Here is a 15,422-nt window from a genome sequence, read left to right as displayed (position 1 = left end):
AATAACGAAAGTCGTCCTTGGGGGACGACGAAGGCGTTAATCTGTGATTGATCAACTCACATCTTCTCGAATACACTGCCCTTCATACTGATCAAATACTTCGGTAAATAAAGGAATAATTTCATCCGCGACTTGCTTCATTGTGAACGATCTACCGGTACAATCCTCTAATGAAGTTACCCCGAAGCTATCTATTCCACATGGAATAATACCTTGAAACCCTTCATCTTGAATTCCTGATTTAACGTTAAAAGCAAATCCATGACTTGTCACAAAACCTCTTTGCTTCCGGCATTTATTAAACTTAACACCTATGGCACAAATTTTGAGATCCCCAACCCATACCCCTGTGTATTTCGGTTTACGTCCTGCCTCAATTCCATACTGAGCGAGGAAGTTTATCATGACTTGTTCAAGATTCCGCAAATATCCATGTAGATCCAAGCCCATTTGTCCGTCTAATAGCAATAAAGGATAACCCACCAATTGGCCAGGTCCATGATATGTAATATCTCCACCACGGTCAATTTCAAACAATTCAATCCCACGTTCCTGTAATTGTTCTTTACTCAGAAGAAGATGCTCAGGATGACGTTGTGAGCCCACAGTATATGTCGGGGGATGTTGTAAGAGCAACAGACTTTCCTGCTGCTCTCCAAGATCAATCCGGCGTACTAACTCTTTCTGTAAATCCCAAGCCTTACCATAGTCCATCATTGGTGTATAAGATATCTCAAGTATTCTGCGCATTGCAGGTCCCGCCTTTTCTTAATGAAGAATTAACCCTCTGCTTATGACTATTCCAATAGAGCGATCTTAATACACTTTCGTGTCTAGAGTATAACTTTCTAAGTTCTCTTTCACACGCTGTAAGAATCGCCCACAGATGACACCATCTAGAATACGATGATCTAGAGATAAACATAGGTTAGCCATAGAGCGAACCGCAATCATATCATTAATAACAACGGGTCTTTTCACGATAGATTCAAAGGTCAGTATAGCCGCTTGTGGATAATTAATAATTGGATAGGACAAGACCGATCCGAATGACCCCGTATTGTTCACGGTAAACGTACCGCCTTGCATATCATCAAGCTTTAATTTTCCTTGCCGTGTTTTGGTAGCTAGTTCTTCAATCTCTCTAGCAAGACCCGCAATATTCTTCTGATCTGCTTTTTTAATAACAGGCGTCATAACCGTATCTTCGGTACCCACCGCAAGCGCAATATTAATATCACGTTTGACGATAATCTTATCGACACCCCAGACAGAGTTCATAATAGGATAATCTTTAATCGCATTTACAACAGCCTTTATCAAAAAGGCAAGATACGTTAAATTAAAACCTTCATTTCGTTTGAATTCATCTTTTATCTTATTACGAAGTAGCACCAAGTTCGTGAGATCGACCTCGATCATCGTCCATGCATGTGGAATTTCAGACACACTTTGCCGCATGCGTGTAGCTATCGTATTCCGGACAGGCGTAATATCGATCATCGTATCCATTCTGCCTTGTTGACTGGCCGCAACATTATTCGGGATTTGAGGACTTTCATTTAAATGGAGTCCTGAATTCCGTAATGCTGGAGCTTGATTCTCCACATATTGTTCTGGCGTTACTGATGGATTGCTATTCTGCATGCCTTCGAACGGCGAATTTGAGCCCGCCTGAGGTACTGACGCTTGGGAAGACGGTGTAACTTGTCTAGAAGCCCCTTGCTCTATAAAAGTCAACACATCTTTACGTGTAATACGTCCGCCCATCCCTGTTCCCGGTATATCAGCTAGATTCAATTGATTATCCAGCGCTAGACTTTGAACTGCCGGAGAATATCTAGCACGCATGGACTGATCTGCTCCCGTTGCAGCATCATTCTGAGCTATTGCATTCGATATAGGCGCTGATGTTACAGCTCCAGACACTTCGTCGGTGGCATTCACTAGAATGGTACAAATGATCTGACCTACATCTATCGTCTGACCTTCTTCTCCAATCAGCTCACCCATAATCCCATCTACAGTAGACGGAATTTCAGCATTGACTTTATCTGTAATCACTTCACAGATCGGGTCATATTGTTCTATGACATCTCCCGGTTTCTTCAGCCATTTGCCAATCGTTGCAGATACGAGTGATTCGGCAAGCTGTGGCATAAACACATCGATTTTTTTTTGATTAGACATATTTTATTCTCACTCCTCAGCTTCCTAGTAGTTCGCCAGCTTAAGCATAGCTTCTTTGACTTTATCTTTATTTAGCAAGAAGAATTTCTCCATCGGTGGACTGATCGGCATCGCAGGAACATCAGGACCACAAAGGCGCGTAATCGGAGCATCTAGATCATACAAGCATTCCTCAGAAATGATAGCTGACACCTCGGCACCAACCCCACCGGTCTTATTATCTTCATGAACAATCAATACTTTTCCCGTCTTCTTACACGCTGCAATAATAGCATCCCGATCCAGCGGCTGGAGCGTGCGAAGATCTAGAATATGAGCTGTAATGCCAGACTCCTTCTCGATCTCTTCTGCAGCTTGCATACAGAAATGTAGGGGCATACTGTAACTAATGACCGTAATGTCATCCCCTTCGCGTAGCACGTTTGCTTGGCCAAGTGGCACTATATAGTCATCTAAAGGCACATCTTCTATGATCAATTTATAGCATTTCTTATTCTCGAAGAAGAGTACTGGATCAGGGTCACGTATAGCAGCCTTGAGCAATCCCTTCGCATCATATGCCGAATAAGGTGCAACAATCTTAAGTCCTGGTGTGCCCAAGAAGACAGATTCAGGGCATTGAGAATGGTACAATCCACCGAAAATACCGCCACCAATCGGTGCTCTCACCACAATCGGACAGCTCCAGTCATTGTTAGAACGATAGCGAATTTTGGCTGCTTCACTAATGATCTGATTTGTAGCAGGGAACATGAAGTCCGAGTACTGCATTTCAGCAATAGGCTTCATTCCGTACATCGCAGCACCAATCGCTACACCCGCAATCGCGGACTCTGCTAGAGGTGTATCCATGACCCGCATCTCACCAAACTGATCTATTAGACCTTTAGTGGTTGTAAACACCCCACCTTTCACCCCAACATCTTCACCTAATAGAAATACGTTCTCGTCACGTTCCATCTCTTCTTTAATTGCTAATCGAATCGCATCTATATATTCCATTACTGCCATGATTTCGCCTCCTTAACATTCTCACTAGGAGAATTAGCACGCTGAGCATCATCTTCGGGATCAGCATAAACATGCAGAAGTGTATCCTCTGGTTTCGGGAACGGTGCACGATCAGCATATTCTATAGCTTCTTTAAGCTCCATATTAAGCTGTACTACTAAGTCTGCATCCTGCTCCTCATTCCAGATCCCACAATCTATAAGATAAGTCTTCATCCGAGCTACGCCATCTTTCTTCCAGTTATCATCTATTTCTTCCTGCGTTCGGTAAGCTAGATCGTTATCTGAAGTTGAATGGGGCGAAAGTCGGTACATCATCGCTTCGATCAGCGTAGGTCCATCGCCTCGAATTGCACGCTCTCTAGCTTCTTTTACCACACGATAGACTTCAAGTGCATCATTTCCATCTACCCGGATCCCTGGGAATCCATACCCTAGAGCACGATCGCTAATTCGGCCACTAATTTGCTTGTGAAGGGGAATGGAAATGGCATATTGATTGTTCTCACACATTAGAATAACAGGCAATTTATGTACACCTGCAAAGTTACAACCTTCATGAAAGTCGCCCTGATTACTCGAACCTTCCCCAAAAGTAACGAACGAAACAAAGTCTTTCTTCTTCATCTTGGCAGCAAGTGCTAACCCAACCGCATGCGGTACCTGAGTCGTAACCGGACTTGAACCTGTGACAATTCGAAGACGTTTGCTTCCGAAATGTCCCGGCATTTGTCGTCCACCACTATTAGGATCTTCCGCTTTAGCAAAGGCAGATAGCATTAACTCACGGGGAGTCATACCCACAGCAAGCACAAATCCGTAATCACGATAATAGGGAAGAAAATAATCCTTCTCTCGATCAAGGGCAAAGGCTGCCGCCACTTGAGCCGTCTCCTGACCTACACCAGACACGTGGAAGTTGATTTTTCCCGCGCGTTGCAACAGTAAATTACGCTCATCGAACTTTCGTGCTAGTAGCATATATCTGTACATATCAATCACTTGTCCATCACTTAGCCCAAGTTGCTCATGTTGGTTCACATTCGTAGTATTCTTATTATCATTCATGGGAGATACCTCCTTATTCATAGCGCCTTTCCCTTTCTCTGATCTGATCTTATAACCAGGTACTAAGACTAGGCTTAACCTTATTATAATCCTATTACCCCCAAAAAGAAAAGCCCATTTGATCACATCGATGTACAACAAGGAATTAAACTACCCTTTATTGAGTGTACTCGAATGAAATGAACCCTTCTTCTAGCTTACATTCTACAACCCTATCGCTTTCCCATCTACAGCAAGCATGGCCTCACCCATAATTTCTGACAAGGTCGGATGTGGATGAATCATCTGGCTTACTTCCCAAGGCGTAGCATCAAGGACCTGAGCTAAAGCCGCTTCACTAATAAGATCCGTAACATGAACACCAATCATATGGACACCCAGAATATCGTTGGTATTCTGATCTGCGATAACTTTAACGAATCCATCTTTACTACCTTGGACTAAGGATTTCCCTATCGCTTGAAAAGGAAACTTCCCTACTTTCACATCATAACCTAATGCTCGTGATTCTTTCTCTGTGTAACCTACACTCGCAACTTCAGGTCTCGTGTATACACATCGTGGAATAAGATGAGATGGGTACAAATGCACCGTTTCACCCGCTAGATGGTTCACAGCGGCTATTCCTTCGTGACTTGCCACATGGGCTAGTTGTAAGCCACCAATCACGTCTCCAATCGCATAAATATGCGCTTCACCCGTCTGCATGAAGGAATTAACAGCAATGAAACCACGCTCTGTACGAACATCCGTATTCTCAATTCCGATATTCTCCACGTTCGCTTGTCTGCCAATCGATACTAGTAACTGATCAGCCTCAAGGATCTGTTGCTGTTCTCCAATTTTCACTCCTATAGAAACATGTCCATTCTGAACTTCATATGTATCTGCAAGTACCTGACCGCCTGTTATCACTTTAATTCCGCGGCGCGTAAATAGGTTGTGAAGTTCGCGCGCGATATCTTCATCTTCTAAAGGAAGTAATTGATTCGCAGCTTCAACAATCGTCACTTCCACACCGAAATCGTTCAGCATCGAGGCCCACTCCACACCAATAACCCCGCCACCAACGATCACCATAGATTTAGGTAACTGTTCCATCACTAACGCTTCATCACTACTTAGAATGTATATCCCATCTGGTTCTAGACCTGGCAGAACCCGCGGTCTTGAGCCCGTTGCAATAATTAGATTCGTTGGAATGATTGTCTCCATCTCTCCATCGGACAATTCCACGGCTACGCCTCCGCTTTTTGGTGAGAAAATAGAAGGTCCTGTCACGCGTCCTTTGCCGTAGAGTACTTTTATTTTATTTTTACGCATGAGATATTGCACACCTTGATGCAACTTCTCCACGATATCCGTCTTTCGTTGTTGTACTTTAGGGAATACTAATGTTGCTCCGTTCGTTTCAATCCCATAACTTTCACTCTCTTTAATTTCGGCATATACTTCGGCACTACGTAACAAAGACTTACTAGGAATACAGCCTCTGTGCAGACATGTTCCTCCGAGCTTGTCCTCTTCGATAATGACGACATCTTTACCCAGTTGGGCCGCGCGTATAGCAGCGACATATCCACCCGTTCCCCCACCAAGCACTGCAACATCACAAGTAATAGACATAAACACCCTCCACGAATTCATTTTTTCTAATTTATATTGTACTCTCTTTTGTCTGCAATACAAATGTCTGACACTTCACAAATGGACAGACAAACACGAACACGTTATGATACAAGGAGATCAACATTTCAACCATAGGAAGGATTTCAGCTATGAAATTGCTTATTACCCGCTTCATCGCCATTATCATTCTAGTTGTTCCAGGTCTGATGGCCATGGTCGGATTTCTAATGATGAAAGATTCTATATACGAGTATATTGTGCTTCATGGGGATGACTCGGTTATAGACCCGAATTTTCAATGGCTACATTTTGGAGGAGGATTACTCCTTTTTGCTGCAGGAATGGCCTTCCTTGGAGGTTGGATATTGTCTCGCGACCGCAAACGTAATTATGTTGGACCCCGCTTTAAACAAAAGCGCAAACCCCAAGAATCCAAGTCACCTGTACAACCGTCGTAATTTACAACCCAACAACCCAACATCAACAACCCGGCATAGCATGGAGGTATCCCTTCTCAACAGGGCTAACTTCCACTACTACTCGGGTTTTTTTGTAAGCATAATTAGACATAATACTTCAATAACATCTTAATCATCAGGTGACAACGTAGTATTCGTCTATTCCATGAGTGCATCACGAAGCTTCGTGGACATTCTGGACTCTTTGGAATTAGATTTCAATACCGCTTTTCTTAGGGAAAGATTCTGCTGATAACATTTCTCCAAGTCCTCCACCAGATGGTTCAGTAACAATAACATGTCTGGATCTTGATTCCCTTGATTCTCTATAACAGCAATCCGCTCTTTATAATGTTCTAATGTATCATTCATTGTTGTTCCTCCGTTTATGCTTAACTTCACCTTATCAACCATAACACTTCTAGGACAGGAACTTCAATGATTCGTAGTATGGAAATCGTTAATTATATAGAATCAACTCTATTTTGGTACTGTTTATATCAATCGAGTTTTGTTATTATGAAGAAATGACAAAAAAGTAGGTTTGAAAGGACGCGGAAACCTTGGCACAGTTATTTTTCAAATACGGAGCTATGAACAGTGGGAAATCGATTGAAATTCTAAAGGTCGCCCATAATTATGAGGAACAGAACAAACATGTTTTACTTTTCACTTCCGCTATGGATGATCGAGACGAAGTCGGTTATGTTTCCTCTAGAATTGGTCTTAAACGGGAAGCCATTCCTGTATATCCAGATACAGATATTTTTAGCATTGTTCAGAAATATCAACCTAAACCTTCCTGTGTACTCGTAGATGAATGTCAGTTCATGAGTCAAGAAGGGATTCAGCAGCTTGTTCGGGTTGTGGATGAACTTGATGTACCCGTCATGGGTTTTGGGTTAAAAAATGACTTTCAGAATAATCTTTTTGAGGGTAGCAGGCATATGCTAATCTATGCAGACAAAATAGAAGAGTTGAAGACGATCTGCTGGTTCTGTGAGCGTAAAGCGACAATGACCCTACGTGTTAAGAATGGGAAGCCGGTTTACACCGGAGAACAAATCCAGATTGGTGGGAACGAGACGTACTACCCTGTGTGCCGTAAATGTCACGCTAACCCTCCACTATAGAACAACAAAGTCATATTACTTGATCTTAACCCGTCGAATAAACAAAGGAGTTTTCCCGTGGAAACAGCTATACTTGGAAGTTTCATATCGGCTATGGCTACAATATTAGGTGCAGTCCCCCTCTTGTTTGTAAAAAGTCTCTCTGAGAAATGGAAAGATATCCTTATCGCCTTTACAGCAGGAATTATGGTCTCTGCCTCCACTTTTGGACTCATGCCACAAGCGATTAATGAATCTGGCATTTGGGTATTAACGATCGGTTTCATGCTCGGCATTATCGTATTAGATGTCATTGAAAAGAACATTCCACATATCGATGTAGAGAACGATTCAGGAATCAGCACCTTTGATTCCAAATCACTGTTAGTGCTGATCGCCCTCTTTATTCATAACATTCCAGAGGGACTGAGTACAGGATTTAGCTTCGCTAGCCAGAATGAGAGTCTGGGACCCATGGTTGCGATATCCATCGGAGCTCAGAATATGCCAGAAGGGCTTATCCTTGCCGTATTTCTTCTCAACTCCAATGTATCGAAGCTGAATGCTTTTCTCCTCGTTGCTGTAACTGGATTTATGGAAGTGATCTCTGCCATTATTGGTTATTTCGCTGCTAGCTACGTCGAATCCTTAATCGGATACGGACTAGCCTTTGCTGCGGGTGCTATGATGTTCATTGTCTATAAAGAATTGATTCCAGAAAGTCATAGTCATGGCTATGAAAGACCCTCAACGTATTCCTTCATTATTGGTCTACTCATTATGGTATATATCAGTTACATATTCGGATAAAGACTAGCCAACGAGATACAATAGGCCGCTAGTCTTCATATCCTATAAAAGTAGCCGTTCCCCCTTGTAAGAGATCATCCTTGAACACATACTGGACCTGCAGCTCACCAATATAATCCGAGAGAAATCTTGGGACAGCTGTTGTTGCCTTCAGTATGTTGTTCTCCACTTCATATTTAATAATGCCACCAAGCCCAATTTCTTGGGTTGTCTCCTTATTCTCTGCGCCTACTTCAGCATCAGCAATAACCATATGTTGCTTATTCAGATCAAATTCAATGCCTTTAGCTGTCGCCTGACCTTTACTGAATTGCTTCCTAAATACGGATAATGCATCCTCCGTATGAATTTCAATTCCTGTATCCCCTTCCAATACTCGAACTTCACTTTGATATACACCCGTACCATAACCCGTGGTTAGAATAATCACGATCTCGTCTTTGCCATCCCCATTTACATCCGCTGATATGATCTCTGGGGCATAGGAAGGGTTGACAACATTATAACCTCCACGTAAACTTCGACTGAAATTTGTCGTTACAAGCGTCAGTTGTTCATAAATGCCATACTCTCCCTGATTAGCAGTAATTTTCATTTCTCCTGATTCTGATTCAGCAATGATCTTACCTTGAATATCCTTTATATTCACGTTCTTAGCATTCTTATCATAAGTTGTTTCCTTACCAAACACATTCGATATCACGCTGAGAGGAACCATAATTCGTCCATTCATAATTTGTGGGGAAACCTCAGTATAATGTTCCGTACCATTGATCATTAATTTTATGGGATTAGAAGCGAAAGCCATCACAGAGGTACCAAATAATACACACGCAGCCGTTGTAGCGATAATCCATTTTCTTTTCAAGGATGACTCACCTTCTTCATTTATATTTGGGAATAATTTTTCCTTTAGTTGATTCTATATGCTTGTTATTTCCTCTTTCCCTCTTATCCTATGCTTATTTTAGCAATATTTCCAGAAAAAAGTTTGTAACTAATATAGCAAATTGTTACAGTGTGGGAATGCCTGTTCCATTACTGAAAAAGCACAAAAAAAGCATGATAGATTACCATGCTTTTTGCGTGTGAATTTTGAGATTCCTGACCCTATTTCCAAGTCCTTTTATCATTGATTTCCTGTTTCTTTGTGAAGGCCTGATCTAAATCAATATTTAGCTTATTGGCTAAATCGAAGATATTCCATACGACATCATACATCTCGAATCCCAAGTTCTCTTTCGTTTCCTCATCTGGGTGAAAAGAGACAGTCAATACCTCTTTAGACAACTCCCCCACTTCAGTCATGAGGTACAACATTCTTTGCTCAATAGAACTCTTGTCGAATCCTTTAACTTTACTAAACTCACTTACATATTGTTGAAACTCAGATGTATTCATCTCCATACTCCTCGCTTTATTCTATAGACGAATCTATCTTATGAATCATAGTTAGCTGCGAACTCAATGATATTGTGATCTAGATCCAGAATAAATATTTGAGCAAACCCAGCAATACTATTCGGTCTAGCTTCGTAAGTAATGTGGTTTGACTCCAGCCATTGGATGGTCTGTTGATAGCTTTTAACCCATATTGCACAATGACCGTCTGTAGTATCGACTCCGCGTGTACGTAATGTCTCACCTGTTGGGTGCTCAAGAAGATGTAGTTGCTGATCACCAATCGCATACCACACCCCTTTGGAATTGAATGCTGGACGTTCAATCTCACGAAATTTAAGGATGTCGGAATAGAATCTCTTAGCTTTCTCCAAATCTCTTACAGCTAAACTTATATGATGTATATGTTCGAACTCAATCATGGTTAATTACTCCTTTGTACGTAAAATATATAGAATTGATAGATGACCGCTACACGAACGGATTGTCCAATCTAATCTCTGTTACCCTCATATTTCTTGATTATATACCGCTTATTGCGGTGATATCTATGGGTTGCATGAATTGCTAAAAATGATAGAATAATCTTTTGGATATTTATAGAGGGTGATTTTCCGGGAAATGAGAGTAGCAACAGGATTATTACTAACTTTGTATCTTATATTTATGTGGTATATGGCACTAACGGTAAATGTAGTTTCTCATGATGGTGGGGTCGTGAATAGCATGGTAGAAAACAAACTAAAAGTAGGGCACACAACGCCCTACTTTTAGTTATAAGCGGCTATTCACCTACACCACACTACAAATAAACATAAAGAAACAAGTGTAGGATATTTAATTATTATTTTAATAGGATTAATCTTCCCAGACATCATCCATAAGCTTCTTAATCTGCTGTTCTCGTTGTCCTGTCTCCGTTGCATCCGTCTTCCATACTCCAGCAACGAATATAACGACATCTCCTACTTTGACAGATACAGCTACATCAGATTTATCAATGTCTCTTGTCTGACCCTCAATCTCAATGACAACGTAATCTCCTTCAAATCGATCAACTATACCCTTCATAAATAAGACCTCCTAATCATTACTCGCAAGCAATCCCATCCTTATCACGATCCAGCTTCGTACTATAACCAGCATCCCCCTTATACAATGGAGCCTTCCCTGCATCTCTGACAGCCGTACAATTTGCGTAGGTGACTGATTCCTGCTTCGACTTCTCAACGGACTTAGGAGTGGTTGTAGGAACTTCTGATACCGTTGGTTTAGTTGTTGTTACCTTCGATTCAGTCTGTGACGCTGTAATTTTCTTTCCATCCGTTGCAAAGATGATCGTACCCTGTTCATCATTTCGATATATTTTAATCTTTTTATCCGTAAGTCGTTTTAGAATTTTACTTGTAGGATGACCATAGCTATTCTTACCTACTTGAATTACCGCATAATTAGGATTAACTGCATCTAAGAATGACTGACTTGTAGAAGAGTTAGAACCATGGTGCCCAACCAACAGCACATCTGATTTTAAAAGAGTACCCTCATCGAGTAGGTCATTTTCACTTTCTACTTCTGCGTCACCAGTAAAGAGGAATGAGGTATCTCCAAACGTAAGCTTTAGAATAGCACTCATATTATTCACATCGTCATACGTATTTATTGGAGCTAATATTTTCAGGGAAATTTGTTCATCTAGTGAGAGATCAATTCCCGCTTTTGCCGTGGTGACTTTCAAATTTTTATTGGCTATGGACGTTAGTACCGATTCAAATGTTTTTGTATTAGAAGAAACCTTCGGCATGTATATGCTACCCATTTCGAATGCATCCACTACGGCATCTAAACCACCCACATGATCAGCATCTGGATGTGTACCAATAAGAATATCAACCTTAGTTACACCTTGTTCTTTAAGGTAGTTAACCACACGCTGTTCATCATCATTGTTACCAGCGTCTATAAGCATTGTTTTACCGTTAGGTGTTAATATTAATTGAGATGCGCCTTGTCCAACATCTATATAATGTATTTTGAGAGTACCTGTAGGTGTTATAGGAGTCTCTGTCGCGCTTTTCACTTCTTTCGTCGAAGCCGCTTTGGTTGCCTCAACTTTTATTGTTGTCGTTGGTGATAATTCAACTTGTTTATTATCCGTTGTCTCACGGTCACTATCTGGCGTTTGATTAATAGCTGTTGGTCTTTCATTTTCTGCTGATTCCTTATTAGCGGAAGTGACAACTACTTCCTCTTTCTGCGACACATGCGTCTGAAGAGCAACTGTACTGTTATCTACAGGAAGTAGTAAACTACCAATAACAGTTAATATAATAGAAGCAATTAAAAGATAACTGCTATTTTTCCTATCCTTTATTCCAAGAAATTTAATACTTCCTTTGATTATCCCAGTAATAGCTAAGATTAATCCAACCATCGACAATAGAACTAATATTGTTGCCAAACCCTCCATGATGTATATCCCCCGATTAGTGTTATTGCCATTATCTTATAACCAACTGGATGTATTAAGCAAGATATTACATTTACCATGATTAGATTTACCATTTATACAACCATATTATCCAATTTTTTCAACATTAGTTATTAAAAACACCATTCTTTTCGGTTTGGTTACAGGGAAAGTTTCAACTATAATTCTGCTACTCTCTTCCTGAAAAATTAGGTTGTCAGCAATACAAAAGAGCACCTAGCCTACTGGACTAAGTGCTCTTCTTCTAACGATATTTAGCTGCTACTCGCTATTTGTGTTCTTACAGTAACTGTGCAGCACTTCCCCTTATTTATTGTCTTCTGATGTTTCTGTATTTATAAAACTATCTATTAAAAAAATCCATACAAACAACAAATGATATCCTATGAAAGTCACAATATATTCAGGCTCGATAAAAAGCACTATAGGTAAAAGTAATAACAAGAGTAATACTAAAATAACTATATAGCTAATAAAATTCCCTGTTCTTCGATTAAAGTACTTCATCATAAAATTACGATAGCATTCAAAAAATTTCAATTTCGAAACTACCTTAAGTATAAAAAGAGCTGCAAATAAGTTGACTAAAACATCTAAAAATAAAGAAGCATAGTAGTTATTTATTTCGAATTTTTGGTAAAGTGTTTTGGATCCATCATTGCTACATAACAATGAAAATATAAGGCAACTCAAAATCAATAAAAAAAAATTATTTTTCGATTTGCCTTTCATCTTGAAGCCCCATTTCTATTTTTTTCTTTGCCTATTGCTGCATTTCACTGATTTTCGCTTCATCTTCCTTATCTTCTTTATCCCATAGAGCAAAGAGCTTCCAAGCAACAGAAAATACCAAAGTAATAATTCCAATTGTATACAGTGTTCTTAAATAATCAATTTGATAAAAAACTAGGTATCCGTCTACTTCTTCTCGATCTACAATTAAATTAAAAAGAAATACATAACTATATCCTCTAATGTCTTTTTCTGAACCCCAAAGTTCAAAACTTGGAATAAAGATTATACTTGAGAAAATGATTACTACAAGATACGATGTCAATAAAATACTGTTACGTGATATTTTTTTATTCATTTCAATCAGACCCCTAGAATTTTCTTAGTTTCATCGATTTCACATACCGTTCGTGCATTACCCCGCTGATTTCCCTTAAATTGCTCTTATCTTAGGAAAATCAATGTGTCTCCTGAATCCTCTTCTCTGAAGATCCATAGCAAGATCAATATATATGCCCGAAGCATGATATGGTGTTATATGAAGTTAGTGTATACATTCAAAATAGCTGTTCTCGCAGGTCTTTTAATGAATTAATAGTTCTAATATGAGAATTTGAGTTGTCACCATTTCTATTCAACCAGATCCCCTTCATTCCAGTCTTCTCACAAGGTAATATATCCGTTTTTAAATTGTCCCCTATATAGAAACAATCTTCCGGCTTTTCTTGTACCACCTTACATGCATGTAAAAATATTTCTGCGTTAGGCTTTGAGATTCCAATATCTCCTGACGCTATAACGAACTGAAAGTTATAAAGTATACCTATTTTTTCAAGCTTTTGTCTTTGTTGCGAGGAATCACCGTTTGTAATGACGCCTAAACGATATTCTTTAAGATTATTTAGACAAGGAATTACATCATTAAATGTTATCCAATTTTCTTCAAAGTAATTGAGATAAACTTGAAAATAATCCATGGCTCTTTTTTCATCAATCTTAATGCCGAACGATTGATAAAGATCAATCATTCTTACAATTTTTTGTTGCTCAAAGTTTAACTCGCCAAGCAAAAATCTATCGAAATGTTTCTTTCCTATTGAACACCAAAGATAATAAAAATCCAATGCATTACATTTTGAAGATTCTTGAAATTGTCTATAAAACGCAATTACAGCTGAGTATTCAGCCGACTTAAAATCGAATAATGTTTCATCCAAATCAAAGAATATCATTCATATGTACCTCCATATGTTTTACTTGTATTGCGCTGATTTCATATAACGCGTTCACAAACCCAAGAGGCTTAAGGCTCATCAGCGCCGGAAGGAAGACTTAGCCTCATAGGGTTGTCTTCCTGCAAATGCTTCACCGAACTCTTTTCCGCAGACCAAGGGCTCACTCCCTGCGTAAATGCATTGTTGAACTAAACCGCTACGCGGTAGCTTTTTAAATCCCACAATCCTTTAGTGCCATTTCACCATACCTTCCTTTATCATCTAGTGAAAAAGGAGGTATTCATATATGCAAGATTTGATTCAATCCATAACATTTTCAATTGAGTTACGAGGCTTTGCCAAAAGAACTCAAAAAATTTATTTAGCTCATATGATATCGTTATTCAAAGACTTCATACTGAAGGTCTTTTTTTCGGGCAACTGCGCAACCAATCCAGAGTGTTATATGATGTCAGCGCCTTCTTCGATACACATTCGTTATTTTACTTATCTCCTTCGATAAGTAGTTTTTTTAAGTCAATCCTTTTATATGTCTTCTTAAAACTTGAGCCATCTTCATTGAAGTATATAGCGTTTTTTGAATACGGTGCCGAAATAGCATAATATCCGTGTTTAGAAATTAGCTTAATCATATTGGGATTTTCAATAGGGTCAACGCTAACATACATTTCGATATAACTTAATTCCTTTGCAAGACGTTCTCTATATCTTATCAGTTCTGAACCTATGCCTTTCCCACGGTACATTTGTTTGACATACAAATCACTTAACTTAGGAATCAATTTTCCTGTTAATCGTAGAACACCGAACCCTAATACCATATTATCCATTTCAGCAACGAACAATATTGCTTCTTTATTCTCTTGCTGTGTTAGGTATGAGTTAAATAAGTCTTTATTATTTCTTATTGAGCAGAGTCCATCAATATCATTTACAGTAGCTACCCTTATCGCATATTGCATAAATAACCTCCCTTAAACAACTTGTTCGTTAACGCTTTCATAATTTGGTTAGTAATTTTGATTTTGCGCTGATTTCATATAACGTTGCGCATTTCTGACGTCCGAACGGCTCAAGGACCGTAGGTCCGGGTGGCTCTGCCACTTAGCTGGTTGGATGTGTCGCCTGATTCCACTTCTACGATAATCCTCTTGGCGACCAAGGAGCGTCAGCGACGCAGCAGAAATGCAGTGTTGAACTAAACCGCTACGCGGTAGCTTTTTAAATCCTACAATCTTTCACTGCCATTTTCTAAACCTTCCTTTATCATCTAGTGAAAAAGGAGG

17 protein-coding genes are annotated in these 15,422 nt (G+C 39.6%); 3 read left to right on the top strand and 14 right to left on the bottom strand.

Annotated elements, in window-relative coordinates:
• Nucleotides 1–51 precede the first annotated feature (51 nt).
• From lipB to lpdA, 5 genes are all read right to left on the bottom strand, one after another.
• Nucleotides 52–750, bottom strand: coding sequence for a lipoyl(octanoyl) transferase LipB (gene lipB, locus J2T13_RS23805; protein ID WP_429374938.1), 699 nt, complete (start codon nucleotides 748–750; stop codon nucleotides 52–54).
• A 66-nt stretch (nucleotides 751–816) separates the two neighbouring features.
• A complete protein-coding gene (locus tag J2T13_RS23800; protein ID WP_429374937.1) occupies nucleotides 817–2,190 on the bottom strand; it encodes a dihydrolipoamide acetyltransferase family protein in 1,374 nt (457 codons plus the stop codon).
• 24 nt (nucleotides 2,191–2,214) lie between these two features.
• Nucleotides 2,215–3,201 carry an alpha-ketoacid dehydrogenase subunit beta gene (locus J2T13_RS23795; RefSeq protein WP_429374936.1) on the bottom strand — a complete coding sequence of 329 codons (987 nt, stop codon included), beginning with the start codon at nucleotides 3,199–3,201 and terminating at the stop codon, nucleotides 2,215–2,217.
• Entirely contained in the window at nucleotides 3,192–4,268 is a 1,077-nt protein-coding gene (locus J2T13_RS23790) for a thiamine pyrophosphate-dependent dehydrogenase E1 component subunit alpha (RefSeq protein WP_429374935.1), read from the bottom strand. Before J2T13_RS23790 ends, J2T13_RS23795 begins: the two co-directional genes overlap by 10 nt.
• 204 nt (nucleotides 4,269–4,472) lie before the next feature.
• Nucleotides 4,473–5,894 (bottom strand): dihydrolipoyl dehydrogenase, encoded by a 1,422-nt coding sequence (gene lpdA, locus J2T13_RS23785; protein WP_429374934.1) that lies wholly within the window; start codon nucleotides 5,892–5,894, stop codon nucleotides 4,473–4,475.
• Nucleotides 5,895–6,046: 152 nt separating this feature from the next.
• Here lpdA and J2T13_RS23780 point away from each other — a divergent pair, with 152 nt between their 5' ends.
• Nucleotides 6,047–6,355 carry a DUF2627 domain-containing protein gene (locus tag J2T13_RS23780; protein WP_429374933.1) on the top strand — a complete coding sequence of 103 codons (309 nt, stop codon included), beginning with the start codon at nucleotides 6,047–6,049 and terminating at the stop codon, nucleotides 6,353–6,355.
• Between the two features lie 159 nt (nucleotides 6,356–6,514).
• On the opposite strand, the gene J2T13_RS23775 is transcribed toward J2T13_RS23780, so the two are convergent.
• A complete protein-coding gene (locus J2T13_RS23775; RefSeq protein WP_429374932.1) occupies nucleotides 6,515–6,727 on the bottom strand; it encodes a hypothetical protein in 213 nt (70 codons plus the stop codon).
• A gap of 191 nt (nucleotides 6,728–6,918) precedes the next feature.
• Here J2T13_RS23775 and J2T13_RS23770 point away from each other — a divergent pair, with 191 nt between their 5' ends.
• Complete coding sequence (locus J2T13_RS23770; RefSeq protein WP_429374931.1) at nucleotides 6,919–7,488, top strand: thymidine kinase; 570 nt, start codon at nucleotides 6,919–6,921, stop codon at nucleotides 7,486–7,488.
• A gap of 57 nt (nucleotides 7,489–7,545) precedes the next feature.
• Nucleotides 7,546–8,277: a ZIP family metal transporter gene (locus tag J2T13_RS23765; RefSeq protein WP_429374929.1), complete on the top strand. Its 732-nt coding sequence runs from the start codon at nucleotides 7,546–7,548 to the stop codon at nucleotides 8,275–8,277.
• 28 nt (nucleotides 8,278–8,305) lie between these two features.
• On the opposite strand, the gene J2T13_RS23760 is transcribed toward J2T13_RS23765, so the two are convergent.
• The 8 genes from J2T13_RS23760 to J2T13_RS23725 all read right to left on the bottom strand — a co-directional run bounded on the left by J2T13_RS23760 (nucleotide 8,306) and on the right by J2T13_RS23725 (nucleotide 15,098).
• Nucleotides 8,306–9,145: a stalk domain-containing protein gene (locus J2T13_RS23760; RefSeq protein ID WP_429374927.1), complete on the bottom strand. Its 840-nt coding sequence runs from the start codon at nucleotides 9,143–9,145 to the stop codon at nucleotides 8,306–8,308.
• A gap of 242 nt (nucleotides 9,146–9,387) precedes the next feature.
• Complete coding sequence (locus tag J2T13_RS23755) at nucleotides 9,388–9,678, bottom strand: MazG nucleotide pyrophosphohydrolase domain-containing protein (RefSeq protein ID WP_429374925.1); 291 nt, start codon at nucleotides 9,676–9,678, stop codon at nucleotides 9,388–9,390.
• A gap of 38 nt (nucleotides 9,679–9,716) precedes the next feature.
• The gene (locus J2T13_RS23750) at nucleotides 9,717–10,100 is read right to left on the bottom strand and encodes a VOC family protein (RefSeq protein ID WP_429374924.1); all 384 of its coding nucleotides are present in this window, start codon (nucleotides 10,098–10,100) and stop codon (nucleotides 9,717–9,719) included.
• 436 nt (nucleotides 10,101–10,536) lie between these two features.
• A complete protein-coding gene (locus J2T13_RS23745; protein ID WP_429374922.1) occupies nucleotides 10,537–10,749 on the bottom strand; it encodes a DUF3006 domain-containing protein in 213 nt (70 codons plus the stop codon).
• A 19-nt stretch (nucleotides 10,750–10,768) separates the two neighbouring features.
• Nucleotides 10,769–12,148 (bottom strand): MBL fold metallo-hydrolase, encoded by a 1,380-nt coding sequence (locus tag J2T13_RS23740; protein ID WP_429374921.1) that lies wholly within the window; start codon nucleotides 12,146–12,148, stop codon nucleotides 10,769–10,771.
• Between the two features lie 784 nt (nucleotides 12,149–12,932).
• Nucleotides 12,933–13,259 (bottom strand): hypothetical protein, encoded by a 327-nt coding sequence (locus J2T13_RS23735; protein WP_429374919.1) that lies wholly within the window; start codon nucleotides 13,257–13,259, stop codon nucleotides 12,933–12,935.
• A 199-nt stretch (nucleotides 13,260–13,458) separates the two neighbouring features.
• Nucleotides 13,459–14,133 (bottom strand): HAD family hydrolase, encoded by a 675-nt coding sequence (locus J2T13_RS23730; RefSeq protein WP_429374917.1) that lies wholly within the window; start codon nucleotides 14,131–14,133, stop codon nucleotides 13,459–13,461.
• A 485-nt stretch (nucleotides 14,134–14,618) separates the two neighbouring features.
• Nucleotides 14,619–15,098 (bottom strand): GNAT family N-acetyltransferase, encoded by a 480-nt coding sequence (locus tag J2T13_RS23725; RefSeq protein WP_429374916.1) that lies wholly within the window; start codon nucleotides 15,096–15,098, stop codon nucleotides 14,619–14,621.
• Nucleotides 15,099–15,422 lie beyond the last annotated feature (324 nt).

This window comes from Paenibacillus sp. DS2015 (genome assembly GCF_050433705.1).
GTDB lineage: Bacteria > Bacillota > Bacilli > Paenibacillales > Paenibacillaceae > Paenibacillus_AQ.
This window is presented reverse-complemented; position numbering and strand designations above follow the sequence as displayed.